A 24,735-nucleotide genomic window follows, 5' to 3' on the forward strand; every position below is an offset into this window, starting at 1 on the left:
CCTTCATGTCGACCGAGACCGTTCGGACCGAGGCTCGCCCACGGGTGAGCCTCGGCTGGCTCGCCTCCAACGAGGTGGGCCTCGTGCTCGTCACCGCCGCCTTCGTCGCGTTCTTCTGGAACGCGACGCCCGGCTTCAGCTCGCCCTTCAACATCTACGCCCTCACCCGCGTCCTCGCGATCGACGCGATGATCGGCTTCTCGATGATGGTCGTCCTCGTGACCGGCGGCCTCAACCTCGCGGCCGGCGCGATCGGCGTCTCGGCCGCGATGCTCGGCGGATGGGCGATGCAGGTGGCGGGGCTGCCGATCCCGATCGCGGCGGTGATCGCGATCCTCGCCGGCGCCCTCCTCGGCGGCGCCAACGGCGTCGCGACGGTGCTGATGCGCGTCCACTCCTTCGTCGTCACGCTCGCGACGATGAGCCTCTTCTTCGGCGCGATGATCGTGATGACCAAGGCCGACGCCTTCAACGCGCTGCCGGCATCGTTCGTCAGTCTTGCGAAGCTGCGCTCCTTCGGCTCGGTCTCCGGCCTCGTCTATTTCACCCTCTTCATCGGCGTGCTCCTGTGGTGGCTCTTCCACCACACGATCCTCGGCCGCCAGATCCTCACCGCCGGGGCGAACCCGCAAGCCGCGCGCCTCTCGGGCGTGCCGGTGGAGAGGACGATCATCGTCTGCCACGCCCTCTCCGGCGCGCTCGCCGCGCTCGCGGGGCTGATGCTGTCGGCCCGCAACGGCGCGGCGATCCCCTCGATGGCCGGCCAGCTCGGCATGGACTGGCTGCTGCCGGCCTTCCTCGCCCCCGTCCTCGGCGGCACGCTCCTCACCGGCGGGACCATCTCGGTCGCGGGCACCTTCCTCGGCGCGACGCTCGTGACGGTCCTCTCCAACGGCCTCCTGCAGCTTCGCGTCGGCGAGTTCTGGGTGCAGGCCTTCCTCGGGATCATCCTCCTCCTCGCCGTCGGGCTCGACCGGCTGCGGGCGCACCTCATCGAAAAGCGGCGCATCCGATGACGACGACCATGCGTCTCCTCAAGACCGACTGGTTCGGCCTCCTCGTCGCCTTCGTCTGCGGCGTCCTCGCCCTCGCGGCGACGCAGCCGACCTTCCTGTCGACCTTCAACATCTACGTGATGCTGACGGCCTTCTCCCTCTCGGTGCTCGTCGCGCTGTCGCAGATGGTCATCCTCGCGATCGGGCAGCTCAACCTCTCGGTCGGGGCGATCGGCGGGCTCGCGGCGATCACCTTCGCCGGCGTGATGGAGGTGTGGGGGCTGCCGGTGCCGCTCGCGATCCTCGTCGGCCTCCTCGTCGGGCTCGTGTGCGGGGCGATCAACGGGGCGGTGACCTTCTGGTCCGGCCTCAACGCCTTCGTCGTCACCCTCGCGACGCTCTCGATCTACAAGGGCATCAATATCGGCATCACCGAGGCGCAGCCCTTCTACGAGATTCCGGACATCGTGAAGTCGTTCGGCAATGCCCGCTTCGGCGCCTTCCCCTATCTCCTCATCGTCGCCGGGCTCGTCCTCATCGCGATGCTCGTCTTCATGCGGCGCGGCGTCCTCGGCCGCCAGCTCCTCGCTGTCGGCGGCAACCGCAACGCGGCCGAGCTCTCCGGCATCCATGTCGGGCGCGTCATCATCGCGGCCCATGTCATCTCCGGCCTCCTCGCGGCGGTCGCCGGGATGCTCGCCGTCGCGCGCCTCCAGCTCGGCCAGCCGACCATCGGCGACGACTGGCTGATCATCTCCTTCGCCGCGCCCGTCATCGGCGGCGCGGTGCTCGCGGGCGGGCATGTCTCGGTCGTCGGGACCGTCCTCGGCGTCGCGATCGTCACCCTCATCAACAACGCGCTCGTCCTCCTCAACGTGGACCCGTTCGCCGTGCAACTCCTCCTCGGCGCGCTGATCCTCGCGGCCGTCGCGCTCAGCCGCTTCAGGGATCCCGCATGACGACGCCCAAGCTCGAGATCAGCGGGGCGAGCAAGGCCTTCCCCGGCGTGAAGGCGCTCTCCGATGTCGGCCTCGTGGTGGAGGCGGGGTCGATCCACGCCCTTCTCGGCGAAAACGGGGCGGGCAAGTCGACGCTCATCAAGATCATCACCGGCGTCCATCGCCCCGATGCCGGGACGATGCGGATCGACGGGGAGGAGGTGCAATTCTTCTCCCCGCGCGACGCGATCGCGCGCGGCATCTCCGCCGTCCACCAGGAGCGCAACCTCATCCCGCGCTTCTCGGTCGCCGAGAACATCATGCTGGAGCGGCTGCCGGCGAAGAGCGGCCTCGTCGACTATCGCGCGGTCGAGGCGGAGGCGCGGCGCCACCTCGCCCCGCTCGGCCTCGACATCGACCCGCGCGCCCCGGTCCGCTCCCTCTCCGTCGCCCACATGCAGCTCGTCGAGATCGCGAAGGCGCTCTCCCTCGACGCGCGCCTCCTCCTCCTCGACGAGCCCACCGCCTCGCTGACCCCGCACGAGACCGAGACGCTCTTCAAGCTCCTGAAGGCGCTGCGCGACAAGGGCGTCGCGATCCTCTTCGTCAGCCACAAGCTCGAGGAGGTGTTCGAGATCTGCGACACCGTCACGGTGCTGCGCGACGGGCGCAACGCCTGCCCCTCCCAGCCGCTCGCCGGGCTCGACCGCAACGCCGTCGTGAAGCTGATGATCGGGCGCGAGGTCGCCGATGTCGCCCGCCGCACCGGCAAGGCCTCTGGCGCGCCGGCGCTGACGCTCGAAGGGGTCGCGACCGAGCTCGGCCATGAAGGGATCGACCTCGCGGTCCGCAAGGGCGAGATCGTCGGCCTCTATGGCCTCGTCGGCGCCGGGCGGACGGAGCTCGCGAAGGCGATCATCGGCGTCGCGCGAGTGACGGCGGGGACCGTGCGCGTCGGCGGCGAGGCCGCCCATATCGACAGCGTCGCGACCGCCCTCAACCGCTACCGGATCGGCTATGTGAGCGAGGACCGCAAGCACGAGGGGCTCGTCCTCATGCATTCGGTCCGCCGCAACGTCGCGGTGACCTTGTGGCGCCGGCTCGCAAAGGCGCTCGGCTGGCTGCCGTCTGCCTCCGAGCGCAAGGCGGTGCTCCCCTTCATCGAGCGCCTCAAGGTGCGCACGCCCTCGCTCGCCCAGCCCGTCGCCCTCCTCTCCGGCGGCAACCAGCAGAAGGTGAGCGTCGCGAAGTGGCTCGCCGCCGGGGTCGAGATCCTGATCATCGACGAGCCGACGGTCGGCATCGACATCCAGACCAAGGGCTACCTGCACGAGCTGATCCAGGAGCTCGCAGACCAGGGGACGGCCGTGATCCTCATCTCCTCCGACATGCCCGAGATGATCGCCCTCGCCGACCGCATCGTCGTCATGAACGACTTCCGCATCCTCGGCGAAATCCAGAACGACCACGACGCCGCGCGCATGGGCCACGCGATCATGGCGACGATCCACAGCGTCGACACGGAGGCCGCGTGATGGCGAAGATCCGCTCCATCGAGATCCGCTTCGTCGACCTGCAGCCGACGGTGAAGCGAACCGACGCGATCCAGTCCTTCGTGAGCCAGGAGACCCCGATCGTCACCATCATTGACGAGGACGGGGCGAGCGGCACCGGCTACACCTACACGATCGGCACCGGCGGCACGGCCGTGATGCGCCTCCTCGTCGACAATCTCGCCCCGGTCCTGATCGGGACGGATGCGGCGATGGTCGAGGCGCGCTGGCGCCAGCTCAAGATGTTCACCCATGCGACGACGCCGGGGGCGATCACCGCGCTGGCGCTCGCCGCGATCGACACGGCCCTGTGGGACCTCCGCTGCAGGAAGGCCGGCCTGCCGCTCCACGTGATGGCCGGCGGCGCGCAGGAGCGCGTCCCCGTCTACACCACCGAGGGCGGCTGGCTGCACATCGCGACCGAGGCCATGATCGAGGACACGCTCGCCGCGAAGGCGCGCGGCTTTCGCGGCGCGAAGGTGAAGATCGGCAAGCCGGACCCGAAGGAGGATGTCGCGCGCCTGGAAGCCGTGCGCGCCGCCGTCGGCGACGGGTTCGAGATCTTCACCGACGCCAACCAGGCCTTCCGCGTCGACGAGGCGATCCGGCGCGCGCGCCTTCTCGAGCCGCTCGATATCGGCTGGCTGGAGGAGCCGCTGGTGTCGGACGATATCGAGGGGCACGTGCGCCTCTCGAACGCGACGACGCTGCCCGTCGCGGTCGGCGAATCCATCTACAGCGCCGCCACCTTCCGCGAGTATCTGGCGCGCGGGGCCTGCTCGATCGTCCAGGTCGACGTTGCCCGGATCGGCGGCATCACGCCGTGGCTGAAGGTCGCCCACCTCGCCGAGACCTTCAACATCGCGGTCTGCCCCCACTTCCTGATGGAGCTCCACGTCTCGCTCTGCGCCGCGGTCCCGAACGCGCGCTGGGTGGAGTACATCCCCCAGCTCGACCCGATCACGCGCGAAGGGATGCGGATCGAGGCGGGGGCGGCGATCCCCTCCCCCGCGCCCGGCCTCGGCATCGACTGGGATTGGGACGCGATCGCCCGCGTCGCGGTCGCCGACCCGGTCACGATCCAATAGGTCACCATCCAATGGGAGAGACGATGCAGCGCATGGGAATGGTGATCGGCATCGCGCCGGACAAGATCGCCGAATACAAGGCCCTTCACGCGAACGCCTGGCCCGCGATCCTCGACGAGATCCACGCCTGCAACATCCGCAACTTCACGATCTTCCTGCGCGAGCCGGAAAACCTCCTCTTCGGCACCTGGGAGTATCACGGCACCGACTTCGAGGCGGACATGGCGCGGATGCGCGCGCACGAGCCGACGCAGCGCTGGTGGGAACTCTGCGGTCCCTGCCAGGTCCCGCTCGAAAGCCGCGCCCCCGGCGAGTGGTGGGCCATGATGGAAGAGGTCTTCCACCACGATTGAGCCGCCGAAGGGGCCGTGCCCCTCCCGCCGACGACAGAGGATCGCCCGGCAAGGTTCGAGCCTCAACCCACGCTTCGCTCTTCGGGGTTGACCCTCGAACCTTGCCGGGCGTGCGCGGAATCAGTCGGCTCCGAGGGAAGGTCGGTCTCGTCTCTCCAAGGGAAGGGGCGAAGGAAGAGGGTGCGTGCGGGGTCCGCCGGGATCAGGCCGGCGTTCCCGCGACGGCGAGGATCGCGGCGAGGCCGGCCGTGAGGCCGCGCACGCTCTCCGTCTCCTCCACGTCGATCCACTCCTCCACGGTGTGGGCGCGGCCGCCGCGGCCGCCGGTGCCGAGGCGGACGGCCTGGATGCCGAGGCTCATCGGGATGTTCGCATCGGTGGAGGAGGAGCCGGGGCGCACCTCGTAGCCGAAGGCGGTGAGCGCGGCCTTTGCCGCCACCACGATCGGGGCGTCCATCGGCGTGTTGCCGGCGGGCCGGTCGCCGATGAGGTGGGTGACGGCGCGGATCGTCCCGGTCTCGGTCGATCCGCGCGCATTCTCCGCCGCGACCGCGGTCTCGACGAGCTCCATCAGCGTCGCGTCGAGGCGGGCGAGCTCGTCGGGCGCGGTGGAGCGCAGGTCCACGTCGACCCACACCTCCTCGGGGATCGCGTTGATCGACGAGCCGCCGCCGAAGACGCTCGCGCAATAGGCCGTGCGCGGCTCCTTCGGGACCACGATCGCCGACATGCCGGCGACGACGGCGGCCATCGCATAGGCGGGATTCACGGTGCCGAAGGCCATCAGGCTGTGCCCGCCCGGCCCGTGAAAGACGATGTGGTAGCGCTTGGAGCCGACGGCGGTGACGACGAGCTCCTCCATGTCGGGGCTGTCCATCGTGAAGAAGGCCTTGATCCGCTCCCTGTAGGCGCCCTCGGCGAAGAGGTGGCGCACGCCGCGCAGATCCCCCTTCCCCTCCTCCCCGACATCGGCGACGAAGAGGAGGTCGTCGACGGTCTCGATGTCGGCGGCGTCGAGCGCGCGCACGAAGGCCAGCAGCGTCGCAAGGCCCCGCGTGTCGTCGCCGACGCCGGGGGCGAAGAGCTTCGTGCCCTCGCGCCGCACCGTGACGTCGGTGCCCTCGGGGAAGACGGTGTCGAGGTGGGCGGCGACGACGACGATGCCGCCATTGCCCCGTCCGCGCCGGAGGCCCGTGACGTTGCCGATCCCGTCGAGCCCGACCTCCTCGAGCCCCGCCTCTTCCATCATCGCCCGCACCGCCTCGGCCCGCCGCGCCTCCTTGAAGGGGGGCGCGGGGATTTCGGTGAGGCGGATGATGTCGGCGACGAAGCGGTCGTGATGGGCCGAGAGGTCCGCGGCGGCCGCCTGGAAGGGGGCGGAGGCGATCAGGGCGCTGATGTCCGCCATCGGCTCAGCCGTTCGCCGGGCGCGGCTGGATCGGCGGGTTCACCTCGGCCGGGATCGGGCAGACATAGGGCGTCTTCGTCACGCGCTTCTGGTGGTCGGCCTTCGCCTTGTCGAGGAGGGCGGGGTCGGCGAGGAGGTCGACCGCCGTGCCGGCCATCGTCTTCGCGGCCCAGACGAGGCCCTTGTGGGCGGGACCGGACTTGCCCTGCGCGGTGATCTGCCAGGAGTGGCCGGGCGTGCCGATCGCGTGGGTCGCGACGCGCGCCTGCACCGTCGGCACCGCCCAGGAGACGTCGCCGACATCGGTGGAGCCGATCATCGGCTCGCCGATCTGGTCGAGCGGGACGATGAAGTCGCAGAGCGCCTCGAAGGTCTCCGGCGAGAGGCCGACGCGGCGATAGTCGGACACGATGTCCTCGTCCGAGAGGGTCGCCTGGATCGCCTCGGCATAGGCGCGGTCGGTGGCGTCGAATTCCACCGGACCGAGCCGCTCCATGTTGGCGTGCATCGCCTCCTCGAGCGGGGTGTTGCCGAGGAGGTTCGAGACCGCCGAGAGGACGCGCACCGAGACCTCGGTCTCCGTCATCATCGCGGCGCCCTTGGCGATCTTGATGACGCGCTCGTTGAGGGCGCGCATCCCGTGAATGTCGAGCGCGCGCACGGCATAGCGCACCACGGCGCGGCCCTGGACGACATTCGGGGCGACGCCGCCGGCATCGATCATCGCGTAGTGGATGCGCGCCGAGGAGGGCATGTGCTCGCGCATATAGTTGACGCCGACATTCATCAGCTCGACCGCGTCGAGCGCGCTGCGGCCGAGATGGGGCGCGGCGGCGGCGTGGGAGGCGCGGCCGGTGAAGGTGAAGTCGAGGCGGGTGTTCGCGAGCGAGAGCGCCTCGTCGACGCGGGTGAGCGAGGCCGGGTGCCAGGTGATCGCGGCGTCGACATCGGCGAAGGCGCCGGCGCGCACCATGAAGGCCTTCGCCGCGCCCCCCTCCTCGGCCGGGCACCCATAATAGCGCACGCGGCCGGGCTGTCCGGTCTCGGCGAGGTAGTTCTTCAGCGCGGTCGCGGCGAGGAGGGCTGCCGAACCCAGCATGTTGTGGCCGCACCCGTGCCCGTAGCCGTTGCCCTCGAGCGGCTTCGGCTCGGCGATGCCGGCCTCCTGGGAGAGGCCCGGCAGCGCGTCATACTCGCCGAGGAAGGCGATGATCGGCCCGCCCTCCCCCGCCTCGCCCATTATCGCGGTGGGGATCCCCGCGACCTCCTCGGTGATCGCGAAGCCCTCGGCCTCCAGCATCGCCTTGTGCTCGGCGCTCGAGCGGAACTCGGTGTAGGCGATCTCGGGCATCCCCCAGATGCGGTCGCTCAGTTCCAGATAGGCCTCGCGCCGGGCATCGACGTGATCCCAGATGCGTTCTGAATTGCCCATGACAGCTCCTCGGGTGGGGGCGTTGGCCGCGCCTCAGGCGGTGGCGCGCGCGCCCGTCTCGTCGTTCAGGTGGCAGGCGGAGAACCGCCCCGGCGCGACCTCTTTCAGGAGGGGCCGCTCCTCCCGGCAGCGCGCGAAGGCGTGCGGGCAGCGCGGGTGGAAGTGGCAGCCGGGGGGCGGGTCGAGGGGCGAGGGAATCTCGCCCTTGATGGCGGAATAGATCTTCTTCGAGGTCTGAAGGGTCGGGATCTCGGCGACCAGCGCCTGCGTGTAGGGGTGGTTCGGCCGGGCGAGCACGTCCTCGCTCCCGCCGAGCTCTACGAGGCGGCCGAGATACATCACCGCGATCCGGTCGGAGATGTGCTCCACCACGCCGAGATCGTGGCTGATGAAGAGGTAGGTGAGGTCGAGATCCTCGCGCAGGCGCATGAAGAGGTTGAGGATCTGCGCCTGGATCGACACGTCGAGCGCGGCGACCGACTCGTCGCACACGAGGAAATCCGGCTCCACCGCGAGCGCCCGCGCGATCCCGATGCGCGCCCGCTGGCCACCGGAGAATTGGTGCGGATAGCGCTTGGCCATCACCGGATCGAGGCCGACGCGGCCGAGGAGGTCGTCCACATAGGCGCCGATCTCGCGCCGCGGGCGGACGCGATGGACGCGCGGCGCCTCGCCGATCAGTTCGCCGACGCGAAGGCGCGGATTGAGCGAGCTCATCGGGTCCTGGAAGACCATCTGCACCTTCAGCGCCGCATCGCGCGCCTCGGCCCCCTTCACCGTCGCGACATCGCGGCCGCGGAAGCGGATCGTGCCCTCGGACGGGGTGAGGAGGCCCGCGACCATGCGGCCGAGGGTCGACTTCCCGCAGCCCGATTCCCCGACGAGCCCCAGCACCTCCCCCTTGTGGATCGAAAGGCTCACATCGTCGACGGCGTGGACGCGCACCGGCTCCACATTCGAGCCGATCAGCTTCGCGGTGCGCTCGGCGATGTCGAGCTCCTTCACGAAGCGCTTGGAGACGGCGTCGATCTCGATGAGCGGGGTCACGATGCCATCGCCTCGTCGCGCGCCTCGAGGTGCGGGTGGAAGCAGCGCACGCCGCGGCCGGGCGCGGGCTCGGTGAGGGCGGGGTCGACGAGGCAGGCCGCGTCCGCGCGGCGGCAGCGCGGGCGGAAGCGGCAGCCTTCGGGAAGGTGCAGCAGCGAGGGCGCCATCCCGTTGATCTGGGTGAGCATCGTGCGGTGCGGCTTCCCTTGCGGCACGGATTCGATGAGGCCGCGCGTGTAGGGGTGGAAGGGATGGGCGATGATCTCGCTCGTCGGCCCCTCCTCCACGATGCGGCCCGCGTACATGACCGCGAGGCGGTCGGCGAGGCCGGAGACGACGGCGAGGTCGTGGGTGATCCAGATGAGCGCCGTGTTCGACTGGACGCAGAGGCGCTGCACCTCCGACAGGATCTGCGCCTGGATCGTCACGTCGAGCGCGGTGGTCGGCTCGTCGGCGATGATGAGGTCCGGCTTGTGGAGGAGCGCGATGGCGATCGCGACGCGCTGGCGCATCCCGCCGGAGAACTGGTGCGGATAGCTCTTCAGCCGCTCGTCTGGGGCGGAGATGCCCACCATTACGAGCGTCTCGCGCGCTCGCTCCAGCGCCTCGGCGCGGCTCACCTTCTCGTGCGCGAGAACGGTCTCCACCATCTGTGTGTCGATGCGCAGGACCGGGTTCAGAGTCATCATCGGGTCCTGGAAGATCATCGCGATGCGCTTGCCGCGCAGCGTGCGCACGGTCTTCTCCCCGGCGGCGACGAGGTCGGTCCCGTCGAAGCGGATTTCGCCGGAGACGACGCGGCCCGGCGGGTCGACGAGGCCGAGGATCGAAAATCCGGTGACGGACTTGCCCGAGCCCGACTCGCCGACGAGGCCGAGGATCTCCCCCCGCTCCAGCGAGAAGCTCACCCCGTCGACCGCCTTCGCGACCCCGTCGCGGGTGAAGAAATGCGTCTTGAGATCGCGAACCTCGAGCAGCGTCATTTCTGGAGCCGCGGGTTGAGAACGTCGCGCAGGCGATCGCCGACGAGGTTGATGGCGATGATCGTCAGGACGAGCGCGATGCCGGGAAAGAGGCTGATCCAGTAGCGGCCGGAGAGGAGATAGTCGTAGCCGTTGGCGATGAGGAGGCCGAGCGAGGGCTCGGTGATCGGCACGCCGACGCCGAGGAAGGAGAGCGTCGCCTCGAGCGCGATCGCCTGCGCGACCTGAACCGTCGCGACCACGATGAGCGGCGGCACGCAGTTCGGCAGGAGATGGCGGAACATGATGCGCCGATGCGAGAGGCCGAGGCAGCGCGCGGCGTCGATATAGTCCTTGCGCCGCTCCACGATGGCGGAGGAGCGCACGGTGCGCGCATAGTAGGCCCACTGCACGATGACGAGGGCGAGGATCACCTTGTCGACCCCGCGCCCGAGAAGGGCGAGGAGGATCAGCGCGATGAGGATCGCCGGGAAGGAGAGCTGCAGGTCGACGATGCGCATGATGAACGCGTCGACGCGGCCGCCAAAATAGGCGGCGGCGACGCCGAGCGTGACGCCGATGGTGATCGCGAAGCCGAGCGAGATGCCGGCGACGACGAGGCTGATCCGCAGACCGTAGGCGATCGCGGAGAGCATGTCGCGGCCCTGGAGGTCCGTGCCGAGCCAGAAGGTCATCCCGGTCCCGAAGCTCGTCTCGCCGGGCTGAAGGCCGCCGTCCATGATGTCGAGCTGGGCGAGGTCGTAGGGGTTCTGCGGGGTGATCCAGGGCGCGGCGATGGCGATCACCGCGACGCACAGGAAGAGGAAGAGCCCGACGATCGCGAGCTTGTCCTCCAGGAAGGCGATCGCGATGCGCTTCAGCGGGCTTTCGAGCCGCGGGACGCGGACCGTGTCGACCCGCTCGAGGCCAGAGGCGAAGGTGTCGTCGCTCATCCCTTCACCTCCGAGAGCCGCACGCGCGGATCGAGCACCGAATAGAGGACGTCGACGACGAGATTGATCATCACGATGATGAACACCGTGAGCATCAGGTAGGCGACGATCAGCGGGCGATCGAGCAGGTTGATGGAATCGATGAGGAGCTTGCCCATCCCCGGCCAGGCGAACACCGTCTCGGTGACGATCGCGAAAGCGACCATCGAGCCGAGCTCAAGCCCGATGATGGTGACGACCGGGATCATGATGTTCTTCAGGATGTGGACGAGGACGACCCGGCGCGGTGACAGGCCCTTGGCGCGCGCGAACTTCACATAGTCCTGCAAATTCGCCTCGCGCGTGTTCGCGCGGGTGAGGCGGATGATGAGGCTCATCTTGAAAAGCGCGAGGTTCACCGCCGGCAGGATGAGGTGGCGCAGCCCGTCGAGGGTCAGGAAGCTGAGCTCCACGCCGAGGACGTCGACCGTCTCCCCGCGCCCGCCCGCCGGCAGCCAGCCGAGGAGAACGGCGAAGATCAGGATGAGGAGCATCCCCTGCCAGAAATTCGGCAGCGAGAAGCCGAGGATCGAGCCCGCCATGATCGAGCGGCCGAAGATCGAGTCCGGCTTCAGCCCCGCGAGGACGCCGAGCGGCACGCCAATGCCGACCGAGAGGATGAGGGCGACGAAGGCGAGCTCCATCGTCGCCGGGAGGCGCTGGAGGATGATCTCCACCGCCGGGCGGCCATAGACGAAGGAGTTGCCGAGATCGCCGTGGAGCGCGTTCCAGACGAAGATGAAGAACTGCTCCCAGAGCGGCTTGTCGAGCCCGAGGCGGGCCGTCGTCGCCGCGATCTCGGCCTGGTTCGCCTCCGGGTTGATGAGGATGTCGACCGGATTGCCGATGGCGTAGACGCCGAGAAAGACGAGAACCGCCATCGCGCAGATCGCGAGGAGGCTCTGGCCGAAGCGGCGGACGAGGTAGACGATCATCCCTGTCTCCCAACCGATCGCGGAACGGTGGGCGCCGCCGGCTTTGGGCCGGCGGCGGTCGGCCTCAGTCGGCCTTCTTCACCTGGAAGCCGAGCGTGTACTGGTCGACGCGCGGCTCGTAGCTGAGCCCCGGCGCGAGCGCCCAGACCGTCTGCTCGTAGTGGATCGGGATGATGCCGTAATCGTCGAGCACCATCGTCTCGGCCTTCTGGAGGAGTTCCTCGCGCTTGGCGTCGTCGATGGTGGTCATCGCCTCTTCGAGGACGGCATCCATCTCGGGGTTGGAGTAACGGCCCGCATTGGTGACGCCCCGGCCACGCTCCTTGTCGTAGGTCGTGACCAGCGACTTCAGCGGCGAGGTCATCTCGCCCGAGGACGCGCCCCAGCCGGCCATGTAGATCGGGAAGTCGAGCGCGTTGCGGCGGGAGAAGAACTGGCTCGCCGTCGTCGCGTCGACATTGGTCTTGATGCCGATGCGGGTCAGCATCTGGGCGATCGCCTGGGCGACCTGCTCGTCGTTGATGTAGCGGTCGTTCGGCGTGCCGAGGGTGATCTCGAACCCGTTCGGGTAGCCGGCGTCGGCGAGAAGCGCCTTTGCCTTCTCCGGGTCGTAGGGGTCGACGTCACGGCCGGTCGTGCCGAACATCGGCGGCGGCAGCAATTCGCCCGCCGGCACCGCGTAGCCGCCCATGATGCGGTCCTTGATCGCCTCGCGGTTCAGCGCCAGCGAGATCGCCTCGCGCACCTTCGCGTCCTGCAGCGGGTTCTTGCCGTCGGTGCCGGAGATCGACGGGGCGTCCGCCGTGTCCTGGCGCATGGCGAGGTAGATGATGCGGTTGGAGAGCGCGTCGATGATCTTGAAGCCGGCGCCCTCGATGCGCGGCACGTCCTGGATCGGCGGCGACTCGATCATCATCACGTCACCGGCGAGGAGGGCCGCAACGCGCGGGCCGTTGCTCGTGATGGGGCGCATCACGACGGTGTCCCAAACGGGCTTGTCGCCCCAATAATCCTCGAACTTGTTGATGACGAGCTGGCTGCCGCGCGTGAACTCGCCGAGCTTGTACGGCCCGGTGCCGACCGCAACGTCCGGCGAGTTGAAGTCGCCCGATTGCGGCACGGTCCCCATGCCCTCGCACCCTTCGGCGCCGAAGGTGACGGTGTCTTCCGCGCCCGCGGCGCTGGCCGAGACGATCGGCAGACTCGACAGGTCCGTCGGCAGGAGCGGATGCGGGCCGACCGTCGTGATGACGACGGTGTGGTCGTCCTCCGCGACGACGTTGGCCATCGTGCCCGTGAAGATCGTGTAGGAGGACGGCGAATTCTCGACGAGCGGGACGCGGCAATAGGTGTAGATCACGTCGCGCGCGGTGAAATCGCCGCCATTGTGGAACTTCACGCCATCACGCAGCTTGAAACGCCAAGTCTTGTCGTCGACCGCTTCCCATTCGGTCGCGAGGCCGGGCTGGATGCGTTGGACCGCATCCTGCTTGGTGAGCCCTTCGAAGATATTCAGCAGGACCTGCGTGTTGGTGGCGAGATTGTGGAATTGCGGATCCATCGACGTCGCCTCGGACTTGAGGCCGATGGTCAGATCCTCCGCGAAGGCGGGTGCCGTCAGTGCACTGGCTGCGATCAGGCCGGCCATCAGGGTTGTCTTGCTGGTCATCGATGATGCCTCTCCCTTTGAGCGAAACACCCGCAGAACGAGCGCCGCCACGGTCCCCGAATGCGCGCCGCCCCCTCCCGGCCGGCGCAATCGTCAGTTGGCAGCAACGCTATTATGCGGTATTCGAATGTCAATCATGAAAATCTATGCAGATTGCTTATAGGCCATGCAGAAGGCTGCGCCGCCGTCCCTCCCCGCCCGCATGACGCGCTTCAACCTGCGCGAGCTCGAGGTTCTGCGCGCGCTGGTTGAGACTGGCAAAACCACAGCCGCCGCGCAACGGCTCGGACTCTCGCAGCCGGCCGTCAGCCGAAGCCTCGGCCAGCTGGAGGCCCAGCTCGGCCGCCAGCTCTTCCTGCGCGAGGGCGGACGCCTCGTCGCCAACGAGGAGGCGCTGTCGATCGCGGAGGAACTCGGCCCGGTCTTTGCCACCCTCGCGCGCATCGAGAACCGTTCGGAGCAGACGGAGCGTTCGCATTCGGGCAATCTGCGCGTCGCCGCCCCGCCCACGATCGGCCACCGTTTCATGCCGCGCCGCGTCGCCCGCTTCACGCGCGAGAACCCCGATCTCGAGGTGGTGTTCGACGTGATCGCGTCCGACATGCTCGTCACCTCGGTCGCCGAGGGCAATGTCGATGTCGGCATCACCGACACCGTCGCCGCGCACGAGGGCGTGCGGTCCGAGACGCTGCTCGCGACGCACGCGATCTGCATCATGCCGAGCGGGCATCCGCTGGCGGAGAAGAGCGTGATCGAGCCGCAGGACCTCGAAGGCGAGCCCTTCATCGCGCTGACGCGGCGCCATTCGGGCCGCGCGGCGATCGACCGGGCCTTGCAGCGGGCCGGCGCGCGGCCGAAGATCGTGATCGAGACCGCAACCACCGTCTCGGCGGCCGAGTTTGTGCGAGAGGGACTCGGCGTCGCGCTGATGAACCCCTTCCCGATCGTCCACCAGCTCGGCGGCTCGGTCGAAGCGCGCCCGTTCCGGCCGGAGATCCCCTATCGCACCTCGTTCATCACGCCGACCGGCCGGCCGCCGTCGGCCGCCGCGGCCGCCTTCATGGCGATGGTGCGCGAATCGCTCGACCCGACCCCCTACCCGTCCGCGGATCAACGATCCGTCACCGACTGAGCCAAGGAGAGAAGATGCAGGCCCCGAAGAGCACCGAGCTTCTCGAACGCCTCGTCGCCTTCGACACGACAAGCCGCCTGTCGAACCTGTCGCTGATCGCCTTCGTGGAGGACTATCTCGCCGGCCTCGGCGTCACGAGCCATCGGGTGATGGACGAGACCGGCGAGAAGGCGAACCTTTGGGCGACGATCGGCCCGTCCGAGAATGGCGGGATCATCCTGTCGGGCCACACCGACGTGGTGCCGGTCGACGGGCAGACATGGTCGAGCGACCCGTTCCAGCTCAGCCTGCGGGACGGCCGGCTCTACGGCCGCGGCTCGTGCGACATGAAGGGCTTCCTCGCCTCCGTCCTCGCCGCCGTGCCCGAGATGGTGGCGCGGCCGATGGCCCGCCCGATCCACATCGCCTTTTCCTATGACGAGGAGGTCGGCTGTCTCGGGGTAAAGCGGCTGATCTCGTGGCTGTCGGACGAGGGGATCGCCCCCGCCTACTGCATCGTCGGCGAGCCGACCCTGATGGAGGTGGTGATCGGCCACAAGGGCAAGCGCTCGATCCGCGTGACCGTGCGCGGGCGAAGCTGCCACTCCTCCCTCTCCCCCTTCGGCGTCAACGCGGTCGACTATGCCGCCCTCCTCGCGGTCAGGCTGCGCGAGATCGGCCAGCGCCTCGCGACCGAAGGCCCGTTCGACGCGGCCTATGACGTGCCGCACTCGACAGCGCACACCGGCATCCTCTCCGGCGGCACCGCGCTCAACATCGTGCCGGATCTGTGCCGGATGGATTGCGAGTTCCGCGTGCTGCCGGGCGAGGACGCGGACGCGCTTGTCGACGAGTTCGTCGCCTATGCGCGCGACGTTCTGGAGCCGGAAATGAAGGCGATCGCGCCGGAGGCGGGCATCGAGATCGACGTCTTCGCGGGCTTCCCTGGCCTCGACACCCCGACAGACGCGGAGGTGACGACGCTGGTGCGCCGCTTCGCCGGCTCCAACGGGGACGGCAAGGTCGCTTTCGGCACGGAGGCCGGGCGCTTCTCCAACACGCTGGGCGTGCCGACCATCGTGTGCGGGCCGGGCTCGATCGAGGAGGCGCACAAGCCGGACGAGTTCATCGCGCTCGACCAGCTCGCCCGATGCGACGCCTTCCTCGGCCGCGTCATCGACTGGGCGAGCGCGGGACGCTAGCGCGCCCGATCCAGGAAGCGAGCGCAGGTCGGGCGCTGAGCCGCGTCACTTGATCTGCCGCTTCTCCAGCTTGCGGGCGAGGGTGCGGCGGTGCATCCCGAGCCGCCGCGCGGCCTCGGAGATGTTGAAATTCGTCTCGGCGAGCGTCTCGTGGATCCGCTCCCATTCGAGCGTCTTGATCGAGGTGCTGCGCGCCGTCAGCGAGACGTTGGCATCCCCCTTCGCCCGGCCGAACGCCTCCTCGATATCGTCGGTGTTGGCCGGCTTGGCGAGATAGTGGCAGGCGCCGAGCTTGATCGCCTCCACCGCCGTCGCGATGCTCGCATAGCCGGTGAGGACGACGATCAGCATCGCCGGGTCGTGCGCGTGGAGGATCTCGACGCACGGCAGGCCCGACGCGTTGGCGAGCTTCAGATCCACCACCGCATAGTTCGGCGCATGGTCGGCGAGGATGGCCTCCAGCTCGGCCGGGCTCGCGGCGACCACCACGTCATAGCCCCGCCGCTCGAACGACCGCTTCAGCGTGCGGGCGAACGAGGCGTCGTCTTCCAGGATCAGCAAACGGCGCTCATTCATCGACGGCTCACTCCAGCGCGAGGGCGGCGAGCGGCAGGCGCAGCGTCACGCGCGCGCCGCCACCCGGACGGTTCCGCGCATCCACCTGACCGCCGAGCTTGCGCACGACATTCACGACGAGGAAGAGCCCGAGCCCGCCGCCTGCACGGCCTTTGGTGGAATTGTAGGGCCTGCCGAAATTTGCAAGCATCTCGGCCGCAAAACCCGGCCCGATATCGAGCACGCTGATGACGAGCGTGTCGTCCTCCCGCTCCACGCGCAGCTCCACCCATTCGGGCGAGGCGTCGAGCGCGTTGTCGAGCACGGTCTGGATCACCTGCTTCAGCGCCGGATCCGACACGATCGGCAGGTCGTCGCCGAAATGGTTGCGCACCAGGAGGACGCCCTGCCCGCGCCAGTCCGCCGCGACCTCGCGCACAAAGGCGGCGACGGTCGTGACCACCGGCGCCTCCCCCCGCGCCTCACCGGCGGAGACGAGAATGCCGGTGAGGATGGATTTGCATCGTTTCAACGCGACCTGCATCTCGTCGATCTCCTGCACGAGATCGGGGTCGCCCGCGATCGCGGGGACGCGCTGCCAGTCGTTGAGGATCACCGAAAGGGAGGAGAGCGGCGTGCCGAGCTCGTGCGCCGCGCCGGAGGCGAGGAGGCCCATGCGCACGATGTGGTCCTCCTCCACCGCGCGCTGGCGCAGCGCCGCGATGCGCTGGTCCCGCTCGCGCAGATTCTTGCCGATCCGCGTGATGAGGACGACGAGGAGCGCCGCGACGAGCGCGAAGCAGGTGAGAAGGCCGAGCGTGTGGAGGTGGAAGAGGTCCGCGTCCGAATGGCCGGGCACGGCGAGCGGCTCATATTCGAGCGTCAGCCCGATATAGCAGGCGCTCGTGATCGAGACGAGGATCCACGCTGCCCGCGCATCGAGGAGCACGGCGCCGAGCGTCACCTGCAGGAGGTAGAGCGCGGCGAACGGGTTCGACCCGCCCCCGCTCATGAAGAGCTGGGCGGTCAGCGCCGCGACGTCGAAGAGGAGCGCGACGAAGAGCGCGCTGCGTGGCACCTCCTCCCGGTGGGCGAGCCAGCGCAGGGTGAGGAGGTTCAGCGCGACGAGGCCGAGGAGGACGAGCCCCATCGCGACATAGGGGAGCGAGACGCCGAAGCCGAACCCCACGACGGCGATCGTGATCACCTGCCCCGCGACCGCGAGCCAGCGCAGGTCGATGAGGAGGAGCATGTTCTTGCGCACGCTGGGGTCCGCCCCCAGCGCGGTGCGCATCAGCGAGACGGTCTCGCCGCGCTCGCTCAACCTCGTGTCGAGGGAGATGTCGCCCATTCTTCCACTTTCCGCCGCGACCGCTCCCCGCCGGCGATCAGCCGGGATGGGGAATGCCGCGCACCGGCGCGCGCGGCACCGCGGCGGCCGCCGGATCGTCCCGCCGCCGCTCATGCCGCACCGCGATCACCGCGCCGCCCACGACCATAAGCGCGAGCCCGAACCATGTGAGGGCGTAGATGAGGTGGGAATTGCGGAAATTCACCACGGTGAGGCCAGGAACCGGGTATGCGCCAATGGCGGCCCCGCTCTCGGCATCCACGAAATAGGGCGCGACCGGGCCGAGGCCGAGCGTCTCGGCGATGACGGGGACGTCGCGCGAATAGAAGCGGCCGGCGGCCGGGTCGTTGGCGCGCAGGAAGCCGCCCTTCGGCTCGCTCATCCGCAGGAGGCCGGTGACGGTGACCGCGCCCTCCGGCGCGCGCCGGGCCGCCGCGTCACGCATCCCTTGCGGGACGAAGCCGCGATTGACGAGGAGCGTATCGCCCGCCTCCGAGACGAGCGGCGAGAGCACCCAGAAGCCCGGCCCCTCCTCCGTCACCGCCTGGACGAGCACGTCCTCGGGCCGGAAGTTGCCGGTGACCGTGACGCGGCGATACTGGTCGTCGGCGCGATTGATGGCGGCCCAGGCGTCGGGTCCGGGCGCTGCGACCGGCTCGGCGCCGAGGCGCGCATCGACCTGCGCGATGAGGTCGAGCTTCCACGCGCGCCGCTCCACCTGCCACACGCCGAGGCTCGCAAACAGCGACACCCCGAGCGCGGCGAGGAGGAGGATGGTGACGAGCCGCCCGCGACCGCCCACGGCCAGCCTCAGGTCGCCGGCGCCATCGGCTGCATCGGCGGCATCATGTTCGCGTTCAGATGGAACATGACCCAGAGCGAGCCGATCAGCGCGATCGCGACGATCACGATCGTGAAGATGAGCGCCATCATCGTCCAGCCATTGTCCGACTTGGCGTTCATGTGGAGGAAGTAGACCATGTGGACGACGATCTGCACCGCCGCGAAGGCCATGATGATGATGGCCGTCAGCGCCGCATCGTCGAGCGCGTTCGTCATCACGAGCCAGAACGGGATCGCCGTCAGGATCACCGACAGGACGAAGCCGGTCACATAGTCCTTGAGCGTGCCGCCCCGATGGTCGCCGTCGCCGTGGTGGGCGTCGTCGTGATGGGTGTCGGTTTCGGCGTGCGTGCTCATCGCAGCATCCCCAGGAGATAGACGAAGGTGAAGACGCCGATCCAGACGACGTCGAGGAAGTGCCAGAACATGCTGAGGCACATCAGCCGGCGCTTGTTCGCCGGGACGAGGCCGTAGCGGCGCACCTGCACCATCAGCGTGATGAGCCAGACGATGCCGAAGGTCACGTGCAGGCCGTGCGTGCCGACGAGCGTGAAGAAGGCCGACAGGAAGGCCGAGCGCATCGGCGTCGCGCCCTCGTGGATGAGGACGCTGAACTCGTAGAGCTCGATGCCGAGGAAGGCCGCGCCGAACACGCCGGTGATCGCGAGCCAGGTGAGGACCGGCTTCACACTCCCCTTCTCCATCGCGAGCATCGCGAACCCGTAGGTGATGGAGGAGAGGAGCAGCATCGTCGTGTTCACGGCGACGAGCGGCAGCTCGAACAATTCATGCGGCCCCGGCCCGCCCGCGAAGCTGCCGCCGAGGACGGCGAACACCGCGAAGAGCGAGGCGAAGATGAGGCAGTCGCTCATCAGGTAGAGCCAGAAGCCGAGCATGGTCGAGCCGCCGGGCTCGTGCTCGTGCTCCTCGGCGAGGTAGAAGACGGGGGCCTCGCCCTCGCCGATCGGTGCGCCGTGCGCGGAGGCGTCGATGCTGGTCATGTCAGGCTCCCGCGGCGAGCAGCGTCGTGCGCGCCCGTTCCGTCTCGGCGACCTCCTCGGCGGGGATGTAGAAGTCGCGCTTGTAGTCGAACGTGTTGCCGATCGCGACGACCAGCAGCCCGACGAAGCCGACGACCACGAGCCACCAGATGTGCCACACGAGGGCGAAGCCGGTGGCGAGGGCGAGACCCGCGAGGATGATGCCCGCGCCGGTGTTCTTCGGCATGTGGATCGGCCGGTAGCCTTCCAGCGGACGCGTGTAGCCGCGCTCCTTCATGTCCCACCAGGCGTCGCTGTCGTGGATCACCGGCGTGAAGGCGAAATTGTAGGCCGGCGGCGGCGACGAGGTGGACCATTCGAGCGTGCGCGCGTGCCAGGGGTCGCCCGTCGTGTCGCGCAGCTTCTCCCGGTCTTTGATCGAGACCGCGATCTGGATCAGGAAGGACAGGATGCCGAGCGCGATCAGCCCCGCGCCGAAGGCCGCGATGAGGAACCAGATGTGCAGCGAGGAATCCTCGAACACCCTGAGACGCCGCGTCACGCCCATCAGCCCCAGCACGTAGAGCGGCATGAAGGCGAAGTAGAAGCCGGTCACCCAGAACCAGAAGCTGCACTTGCCCCAGAAGACGTTGAGCTTGAAGCCGAACGCCTTCGGCCACCAGAAGGTGATGCCCGCGAACATGCCGAACAGCACGCCGCCGATGATCACGTTGTGGAAGTGCGCGACGAGGAAGAGCGAGTTGTGGAGCACGAAGTCCGCCGGCGGAACCGCGAGGAGCACGCCCGTCATGCCGCCGATGACGAAGGTCAGCATGAAGGCGAGCGTCCACATCATCGGCAATTCGAAGCGGATGCGGCCGTGATACATCGTGAAGAGCCAGTTGAACATCTTCGCCCCTGTCGGGATCGAGATGATCATGGTCGTGATCCCGAAGAACGAGTTCACACTCGCCCCCGAGCCCATCGTGAAGAAGTGGTGCAGCCACACGACGTAGGCGAGAACGGTGATGACGACGGTGGCGTAGACCATCGAGGCATAACCGAAGAGACGCTTGCCCGCGAAGGTCGACACGACTTCGGAGAACACGCCGAAGGCCGGAAGGATCAGGATGTAGACTTCCGGATGGCCCCAGATCCAGATGAGGTTGATGTACATCATGGCGTTGCCGCCGCCGTCCGTCGTGAAGAAGTGCGTCCCGACATAGCGGTCGAGCGACAGGAGGACGAGCACGGCCGTCAGCACCGGGAAGGCGGCGACGATGAGGATGTTCGTGCAGAGCGAGGTCCAGGTGAAGACGGGCATCTTCATCATGCCCATGCCGGGCGCGCGCATCTTCACGATCGTCGCGATCAGGTTGATGCCCGATAGCAGCGTTCCGACGCCCGCGATCTGCAGCGCCCATATGTAATAGTCGACCCCGACATCCGGACTGGCGACGACCCCCGAGAGCGGCGGATAGGCGAGCCAGCCCGTCTTCGCGAACTCGCCGACGAAGAGCGAGGTCATCACGAGCACCGCGCCCGACACCGTCATCCAGAAGGAGAAATTGTTCAGGAACGGGAAGGCGACGTCGCGCGCCCCGATCTGCAGCGGCACGACGAAATTCATGAGGCCCGTCACGAACGGCATCGCCACGAAGAAGATCATGATCACGCCGTGGGCGGTGAAGATCTGATCGTAGTGGTGGGCCGGGAGGTAGCCCTCGCTGCCGCCGAACGCGAGTGCCTGCTGGGCGCGCATCATGATGGCGTCGGCGAACCCGCGCAGCAGCATGATGAGGCCGAGCACCATGTACATGATGCCGATCCGCTTGTGATCGACGGTGGTGAACCACTCGCGCCACAGATACGGCCAGAGCCGAAAATAGGTGATCGCGCCGAGGACGGCGGCCGCGCCCAGCATGACCACGATGAAGGTGACGACCAGAATCGGCTCATGGAACGGGAGCGATTCGAACGACAGTCGGCCAAAGAGGAAGGCCCAGATTTGCGATAACATTGGCCGGTTCCGGTCAGAAATTAATGTGGTCTTCGGGCAAGGCGTCGCTCACCCGGACATCGGAGTTGGGTTGGGGAAGGCCCGCGCCGCGGATCTTCGGCCCGTTGGTCGGCGCGATGCCGCCATCGGCCATGCCGACGGGACGGCGGTCCTCGTGCACGTGAGCCGCGACGCTCGCGAAGGAGACGTTGGCGATGCCGGGCGCGACGCCGTCCGCGCCGGTGATGCCGCACATGATGTCGGTCGCGATCGAGCCGGCGGCGGCGTGCTCGCTGTGCGGGCCGTGGCCGGCGCCGGTCATGGCGTCGATCGCCATCATCTCGGACATGCAGGTCGTGCCGGGCGCGACGCACATGTTGAGGATGCGGGTGTAGAGCCCGTCCTCGACCGAGGCGAAGCGCATCACGGGGACGTTCTCGCTCGGCTTCACGAGCTCCAGATAGCGGTCGGTGTCGAGCGCGGTCGCATCGGCCTTCGCGGCCGCGATCCATTCGTCGAACCCGGCCCCGTCGGTGCCCTTGAAGGTGAAGCGCATGCCGGAGAAACCGGCGCCGCTATAGTTGGAGGAGAAGCCCTCGTAGTCGCCCTCGGCGTTGATGACGGCGTGGAGCTGCGTCTCCATCCCGGCCATCGAGTAGATCATGCCGGCGAGCGCGGGGATGTAGAAGGCGTTCATCACCTCGTTCGAGGTGATCTTGAAGTGGATCGGCCGGTCGACCGGGGCCGCGACCTCGTTCACCGTGGCGACGCCATATTGGGGGTAGAGGAAGAGCCACTTCCAATCGAGGGAAACGACCTGGATCTCCAGCGGTTCGTCTTCCGCGGTGACGGCGCGCGCCGCGTCGATGCGCGCCAGCGGCCGGTAAGGGTCGAGGAGATGCGTGCCGAGATAGGTGACCGCGCCGAGGCACACGATGATCGCCAGCGGCGCCGCCCAGATCACGAGCTCGAGGATCGTGGAATGGTGCCACTCGGGGTCGTAGCGCGCCGCGGAATTTGACTGGCGGTAGCGCCAGGCGAAGATGACCGTCAGCGCCATCACCGGCAGGATGATGAGGAGCATGAGGCCCGTCGCGAAGATGAGCAGATCCCGCTGCTCGAGCGCGATATGTCCCGACGGCTCGAGAACGACGAAATTACATCCTCCAAGGCCGACGAGCAGCGGGAGGAGCAGGAGATGAAAGCGACGCAAGGCGGGTCCTGTCGGCGGCCGATGGGGTCAGAAGGCTCCCGACCGCGGCGCCTCGCGCGGGTGGCGCGACACACCGGACGACCGGTCGGGCAGGCACGATCGTGGCGCCGCGACGGGCGGCAGCACCCGACCGCTCTAGCTGCACCGCAGCAAGGAGGGCATTGGACACTTTGTCCAACCCGGCCGGGTGGCGTGACGATCTGTCATTCGGATATTGCAATGCAGCGAGAAACGGCCTTGGACACTTTGTCCAATGCCGCACTTGCACAATCTGCGAGATGCCAGAATTGGCCGCCGACATCCCGGCCGGTCCTGACCCGCCCAGCCGAGGAAGCGAAGCGCCTGTGAGTTCGCCGACTGTCTCAACCATGCCCCCGCAAAGCACCTTCTCGCAGGATGCCGCGCGCATCCACGCGCACGACGGCCCGGTCCGTCCGGCGGAGATCGCGGTGGGTGTCATCATCGGCCGCACGTCGGAATTCTTCGACTTCTTCGTCTTCGCGATCGCCTCGGTCGTGGTCTTCCCGGCGCTCTTCTTCCCCTTCGTCGACCCGCTGACGGGGACGCTCTACTCCTTCACCCTCTTCGCCCTCGCCTTCATCGCCCGCCCGATCGGCTCGCTCATCTTCATGGCGATCGACCGCCGGCACGGACGTGGCGCGAAGCTCATCACCGCGCTCTTCATGCTGGGGACGTCGACCGTCGCGGTCGCCTTCCTGCCCGGCTATGAGAGCATCGGCATCTATTCGATCATCACGCTCGCCATCTGCCGCATCCTCCAGGGCCTCGCACTCGGCGGCACGTGGGACGGGCTCGCCTCGCTCCTGTCGATGAACGCCCCGCGCGAACGGCAGGGCTGGTACGCGATGATCCCGCAGCTCGGCGCGCCGCTCGGCCTCATCGTCGCGAGCGCGCTCTTCGCCTACTTCCTCCACAACCTGTCGGCTGAGGACTTCCTTTCCTGGGGCTGGCGCTATCCCTTCTTCGTGGCGTTCGCGATCAACGTCGTCGCCCTCTTCGCGCGGCTGCGCATCGTGGTGACGCCGGAATTCCAGCGCCTCTTCGAAAGCCGCGAGCTTCAGGCCGAGCCCGTCCTGCGCACGCTGCGCGCCGAGGGACGCTTCGTCGCGATGGGCGCCTTCGTCCCGCTCGCGAGCTTCGCCCTCTTCCACATGGTGACGGTGTTCCCGCTGTCGTGGATCTTCCTCTACACGCAGGAACAGCCCTCCCGCTTCCTCACCTACGAGCTGATCGGCGGTGTCTTCGGCGTCGCGGCGGTGGTCGCCTCCGGCATCCTCGCCGACCGCTATGGCCGGCGCCGGCTGCTCGCGGTCTGCGCGCTCGGCATCGCCATCTTCTCGGGCTTCGCGCCGCAGCTCCTGAATGGCGGGGCGATCGGCGAGGCGACCTTCATGGTCCTCGGCTTCACGCTCCTCGGCCTCTCCTTCGGCCAGTGCTCGGGCGCGCTCGCCTCGAACTTCTCGCGCACCTACCGCTACACGGGCGCAGCGATCACCTCGGACCTTGCCTGGCTCTTCGGGGCGGGCTTCGCGCCGCTCGCCGCCCTCCTCCTCGCCTCGGAGTTCGGCCTCATCTCGGCCGGCGCCTATCTCCTCTCGGGCGCGGTCTGCACGCTCTTCGTCCTCACGCTGAACCAGCGCGTCGAGATCCCGGACACCGAGGAATAGGGCTCAGCCGAGCGGGCGGGCGAACACGAAGAACGCGCCGAGCGCAATCAGCGCAAAGCCGACGGCGTGGTTCCAGGTGAGGTGCTCGCCGAGATAGAAGGTCGCGAAGGCCGAGAAGACGACGAGGGTGATCACCTCCTGCATCGTCTTCAGCTCGGCCGCGCTCCACACGCCATAGCCGATCCGGTTCGCCGGGACGGCAAGGCAATATTCGAAGAAGGCGATCCCCCAACTCACGAGGACCACCACCCAGAGCGAGGTGTGGTGGAACTTGAGATGACCGTACCAGGCGACGGTCATGAAGATGTTCGAGGCGCACAAGAGTAGGATCGGCGCGACCGCCGGCCAGAATGAACTTTGTAACACGCGCGCTTCCCGCCATTCGCTGCGCCGCGAGTTTCAGACCCGCCGCAGCATCTTT

Annotated in this window: 23 protein-coding genes; 8 read left to right on the forward strand and 15 right to left on the reverse strand. The window is 68.2% G+C overall.

Translation table 11 applies throughout. The features are described from left to right. Window positions 1-5: 5 nt before the first annotated feature. From DBV35_RS23570 to DBV35_RS23590, 5 genes are read left to right on the forward strand one after another with little or no spacing between them, the layout of a single operon-like run. Entirely contained in the window at window positions 6-1,016 is a 1,011-nt protein-coding gene (locus tag DBV35_RS23570) for an ABC transporter permease (protein ID WP_108662856.1), read from the forward strand. Then, on the forward strand, window positions 1,013-1,954 hold the full coding sequence (locus tag DBV35_RS23575; protein ID WP_108662857.1) for an ABC transporter permease: 942 nt from the start codon (window positions 1,013-1,015) through the stop codon (window positions 1,952-1,954). The genes DBV35_RS23570 and DBV35_RS23575 overlap by 4 nt, the downstream gene beginning before the upstream one ends. Continuing rightward, window positions 1,951-3,468 carry a sugar ABC transporter ATP-binding protein gene (locus DBV35_RS23580; RefSeq protein WP_108662858.1) on the forward strand — a complete coding sequence of 506 codons (1,518 nt, stop codon included), beginning with the start codon at window positions 1,951-1,953 and terminating at the stop codon, window positions 3,466-3,468. Before DBV35_RS23575 ends, DBV35_RS23580 begins: the two co-directional genes overlap by 4 nt. Beyond that, complete coding sequence (locus DBV35_RS23585; protein WP_108662859.1) at window positions 3,468-4,574, forward strand: mandelate racemase/muconate lactonizing enzyme family protein; 1,107 nt, start codon at window positions 3,468-3,470, stop codon at window positions 4,572-4,574. Before DBV35_RS23580 ends, DBV35_RS23585 begins: the two co-directional genes overlap by 1 nt. A gap of 23 nt (window positions 4,575-4,597) precedes the next feature. Then, window positions 4,598-4,927, forward strand: coding sequence for an L-rhamnose mutarotase (locus DBV35_RS23590; protein WP_108663437.1), 330 nt, complete (start codon window positions 4,598-4,600; stop codon window positions 4,925-4,927). A gap of 202 nt (window positions 4,928-5,129) precedes the next feature. On the opposite strand, the gene DBV35_RS23595 is transcribed toward DBV35_RS23590, so the two are convergent. The 7 genes from DBV35_RS23595 to DBV35_RS23625 form a co-directional block, all read right to left on the reverse strand. Then, entirely contained in the window at window positions 5,130-6,335 is a 1,206-nt protein-coding gene (locus DBV35_RS23595) for a M20/M25/M40 family metallo-hydrolase (protein WP_108662860.1), read from the reverse strand. A 4-nt stretch (window positions 6,336-6,339) separates the two neighbouring features. Further along, the gene (locus DBV35_RS23600; protein ID WP_108662861.1) at window positions 6,340-7,767 is read right to left on the reverse strand and encodes a M20 family metallopeptidase; all 1,428 of its coding nucleotides are present in this window, start codon (window positions 7,765-7,767) and stop codon (window positions 6,340-6,342) included. A gap of 33 nt (window positions 7,768-7,800) precedes the next feature. Then, window positions 7,801-8,814, reverse strand: coding sequence for an ABC transporter ATP-binding protein (locus tag DBV35_RS23605; RefSeq protein ID WP_205648841.1), 1,014 nt, complete (start codon window positions 8,812-8,814; stop codon window positions 7,801-7,803). After that, window positions 8,811-9,797 carry an ABC transporter ATP-binding protein gene (locus tag DBV35_RS23610; protein ID WP_108662863.1) on the reverse strand — a complete coding sequence of 329 codons (987 nt, stop codon included), beginning with the start codon at window positions 9,795-9,797 and terminating at the stop codon, window positions 8,811-8,813. The genes DBV35_RS23605 and DBV35_RS23610 overlap by 4 nt, the downstream gene beginning before the upstream one ends. Further along, window positions 9,794-10,729 carry an ABC transporter permease gene (locus DBV35_RS23615; protein ID WP_108662864.1) on the reverse strand — a complete coding sequence of 312 codons (936 nt, stop codon included), beginning with the start codon at window positions 10,727-10,729 and terminating at the stop codon, window positions 9,794-9,796. Before DBV35_RS23615 ends, DBV35_RS23610 begins: the two co-directional genes overlap by 4 nt. Further along, window positions 10,726-11,703, reverse strand: coding sequence for an ABC transporter permease (locus DBV35_RS23620; RefSeq protein WP_108662865.1), 978 nt, complete (start codon window positions 11,701-11,703; stop codon window positions 10,726-10,728). The genes DBV35_RS23615 and DBV35_RS23620 overlap by 4 nt, the downstream gene beginning before the upstream one ends. 64 nt (window positions 11,704-11,767) lie before the next feature. Then, window positions 11,768-13,372, reverse strand: a complete 1,605-nt coding sequence (locus tag DBV35_RS23625; RefSeq protein WP_108662866.1) for an ABC transporter substrate-binding protein — start codon at window positions 13,370-13,372, stop codon at window positions 11,768-11,770. 166 nt (window positions 13,373-13,538) lie between these two features. On the opposite strand from DBV35_RS23625, the gene DBV35_RS23630 reads away from it, so the two are divergent. Together DBV35_RS23630 and argE are read left to right on the forward strand one after the other, a co-directional pair. Next, window positions 13,539-14,504 carry a LysR substrate-binding domain-containing protein gene (locus tag DBV35_RS23630; protein WP_108662867.1) on the forward strand — a complete coding sequence of 322 codons (966 nt, stop codon included), beginning with the start codon at window positions 13,539-13,541 and terminating at the stop codon, window positions 14,502-14,504. 14 nt (window positions 14,505-14,518) lie between these two features. After that, window positions 14,519-15,685 (forward strand): acetylornithine deacetylase, encoded by a 1,167-nt coding sequence (gene argE, locus DBV35_RS23635; RefSeq protein ID WP_108662868.1) that lies wholly within the window; start codon window positions 14,519-14,521, stop codon window positions 15,683-15,685. A gap of 45 nt (window positions 15,686-15,730) precedes the next feature. Here the strand turns inward: argE and DBV35_RS23640 are convergent, their stop codons facing one another. Genes DBV35_RS23640 through cyoA form a run of 7 tightly spaced genes read right to left on the reverse strand, consistent with a single transcriptional unit; the run spans window position 15,731 to window position 22,626 of the window. After that, a complete protein-coding gene (locus DBV35_RS23640) occupies window positions 15,731-16,261 on the reverse strand; it encodes a response regulator transcription factor (RefSeq protein WP_108662869.1) in 531 nt (176 codons plus the stop codon). Window positions 16,262-16,268: 7 nt separating this feature from the next. After that, a complete protein-coding gene (locus tag DBV35_RS23645) occupies window positions 16,269-17,591 on the reverse strand; it encodes an ATP-binding protein (protein ID WP_170135021.1) in 1,323 nt (440 codons plus the stop codon). A gap of 37 nt (window positions 17,592-17,628) precedes the next feature. Beyond that, window positions 17,629-18,393, reverse strand: coding sequence for an SURF1 family protein (locus DBV35_RS23650; protein WP_205648842.1), 765 nt, complete (start codon window positions 18,391-18,393; stop codon window positions 17,629-17,631). An 8-nt stretch (window positions 18,394-18,401) separates the two neighbouring features. Then, the gene (gene cyoD / locus DBV35_RS23655) at window positions 18,402-18,791 is read right to left on the reverse strand and encodes a cytochrome o ubiquinol oxidase subunit IV (RefSeq protein WP_108662870.1); all 390 of its coding nucleotides are present in this window, start codon (window positions 18,789-18,791) and stop codon (window positions 18,402-18,404) included. Then, complete coding sequence (gene cyoC / locus DBV35_RS23660; protein WP_108662871.1) at window positions 18,788-19,435, reverse strand: cytochrome o ubiquinol oxidase subunit III; 648 nt, start codon at window positions 19,433-19,435, stop codon at window positions 18,788-18,790. Before cyoC ends, cyoD begins: the two co-directional genes overlap by 4 nt. 1 nt (window position 19,436) lies before the next feature. Next, window positions 19,437-21,434, reverse strand: coding sequence for a cytochrome o ubiquinol oxidase subunit I (gene cyoB / locus DBV35_RS23665; RefSeq protein ID WP_108662872.1), 1,998 nt, complete (start codon window positions 21,432-21,434; stop codon window positions 19,437-19,439). A gap of 13 nt (window positions 21,435-21,447) precedes the next feature. Continuing rightward, on the reverse strand, window positions 21,448-22,626 hold the full coding sequence (gene cyoA, locus DBV35_RS23670; protein ID WP_108662873.1) for a ubiquinol oxidase subunit II: 1,179 nt from the start codon (window positions 22,624-22,626) through the stop codon (window positions 21,448-21,450). A gap of 368 nt (window positions 22,627-22,994) precedes the next feature. Here cyoA and DBV35_RS23675 point away from each other — a divergent pair, with 368 nt between their 5' ends. After that, window positions 22,995-24,314: an MFS transporter gene (locus tag DBV35_RS23675; RefSeq protein ID WP_108662874.1), complete on the forward strand. Its 1,320-nt coding sequence runs from the start codon at window positions 22,995-22,997 to the stop codon at window positions 24,312-24,314. A 3-nt stretch (window positions 24,315-24,317) separates the two neighbouring features. On the opposite strand, the gene DBV35_RS23680 is transcribed toward DBV35_RS23675, so the two are convergent. Next, the gene (locus DBV35_RS23680) at window positions 24,318-24,680 is read right to left on the reverse strand and encodes a DMT family protein (protein WP_281262243.1); all 363 of its coding nucleotides are present in this window, start codon (window positions 24,678-24,680) and stop codon (window positions 24,318-24,320) included. Window positions 24,681-24,735: the final 55 nt, after the last annotated feature.

The organism is Acuticoccus kandeliae, from assembly GCF_003073115.1.

Excerpts from the sequence above, each read along its gene's own strand:
- DBV35_RS23570 (WP_108662856.1), top strand. The coding sequence starts at position 6 with ATGTCGACCGAGACCGTTCGGACCGAGGCTCGCCCACGGGTGAGCCTC.
- DBV35_RS23575 (WP_108662857.1), top strand. The coding sequence starts at position 1,013 with ATGACGACGACCATGCGTCTCCTCAAGACCGACTGGTTCGGCCTCCTC.
- DBV35_RS23580 (WP_108662858.1), top strand. The coding sequence starts at position 1,951 with ATGACGACGCCCAAGCTCGAGATCAGCGGGGCGAGCAAGGCCTTCCCC.
- DBV35_RS23585 (WP_108662859.1), top strand. The coding sequence starts at position 3,468 with ATGGCGAAGATCCGCTCCATCGAGATCCGCTTCGTCGACCTGCAGCCG.
- DBV35_RS23590 (WP_108663437.1), top strand. The coding sequence starts at position 4,598 with ATGCAGCGCATGGGAATGGTGATCGGCATCGCGCCGGACAAGATCGCC.
- DBV35_RS23595 (WP_108662860.1), bottom strand. The coding sequence starts at position 6,335 with ATGGCGGACATCAGCGCCCTGATCGCCTCCGCCCCCTTCCAGGCGGCC.
- DBV35_RS23600 (WP_108662861.1), bottom strand. The coding sequence starts at position 7,767 with ATGGGCAATTCAGAACGCATCTGGGATCACGTCGATGCCCGGCGCGAG.
- DBV35_RS23610 (WP_108662863.1), bottom strand. The coding sequence starts at position 9,797 with ATGACGCTGCTCGAGGTTCGCGATCTCAAGACGCATTTCTTCACCCGC.
- DBV35_RS23615 (WP_108662864.1), bottom strand. The coding sequence starts at position 10,729 with ATGAGCGACGACACCTTCGCCTCTGGCCTCGAGCGGGTCGACACGGTC.
- DBV35_RS23620 (WP_108662865.1), bottom strand. The coding sequence starts at position 11,703 with ATGATCGTCTACCTCGTCCGCCGCTTCGGCCAGAGCCTCCTCGCGATC.
- DBV35_RS23625 (WP_108662866.1), bottom strand. The coding sequence starts at position 13,372 with ATGACCAGCAAGACAACCCTGATGGCCGGCCTGATCGCAGCCAGTGCA.
- DBV35_RS23630 (WP_108662867.1), top strand. The coding sequence starts at position 13,539 with ATGCAGAAGGCTGCGCCGCCGTCCCTCCCCGCCCGCATGACGCGCTTC.
- argE (WP_108662868.1), top strand. The coding sequence starts at position 14,519 with ATGCAGGCCCCGAAGAGCACCGAGCTTCTCGAACGCCTCGTCGCCTTC.
- DBV35_RS23640 (WP_108662869.1), bottom strand. The coding sequence starts at position 16,261 with ATGAATGAGCGCCGTTTGCTGATCCTGGAAGACGACGCCTCGTTCGCC.
- DBV35_RS23645 (WP_170135021.1), bottom strand. The coding sequence starts at position 17,591 with ATGGGCGACATCTCCCTCGACACGAGGTTGAGCGAGCGCGGCGAGACC.
- cyoD (WP_108662870.1), bottom strand. The coding sequence starts at position 18,791 with ATGAGCACGCACGCCGAAACCGACACCCATCACGACGACGCCCACCAC.
- cyoC (WP_108662871.1), bottom strand. The coding sequence starts at position 19,435 with ATGACCAGCATCGACGCCTCCGCGCACGGCGCACCGATCGGCGAGGGC.
- cyoB (WP_108662872.1), bottom strand. The coding sequence starts at position 21,434 with ATGTTATCGCAAATCTGGGCCTTCCTCTTTGGCCGACTGTCGTTCGAA.
- DBV35_RS23675 (WP_108662874.1), top strand. The coding sequence starts at position 22,995 with ATGCCCCCGCAAAGCACCTTCTCGCAGGATGCCGCGCGCATCCACGCG.